The 213-nt window shown below is 73.2% G+C and carries 1 protein-coding gene; it reads right to left on the bottom strand.

Annotated elements, in window-relative coordinates; genetic code table 11:
• Positions 1-213 (bottom strand): hypothetical protein (locus QWJ41_RS22620; protein ID WP_302710585.1); only part of this gene is annotated, 213 nt, incomplete at both ends.

Raw genomic sequence — 213 nt, 5'->3', positions numbered from 1 at the left:
CCGAGGTGTGCGCACCCGAGGTGTCGCGCTGGGCCGGGACCTCACGCTGGTTGCTGCCGTCGGTGTCGTGGACCTCGACGGGCTCGGTCTCGACGACGCTCGCGTCGCTCGCTGCTCGACCAACGGAGGGGGTGTCCACCAGCTCGGCGGCGCCGCCGGTCTCCTCGACGGGCTCGTAGGAGCCGGTCTCGAGGTAGCGCTGGCGCTCGTCGG

The organism is Nocardioides cremeus, assembly GCF_030518195.1.
Lineage (GTDB): Bacteria > Actinomycetota > Actinomycetes > Propionibacteriales > Nocardioidaceae > Nocardioides > Nocardioides cremeus.
The sequence above is the reverse complement of the archived record's forward strand: the minus strand, read 5'-3'. Positions and strand labels throughout refer to the sequence as shown.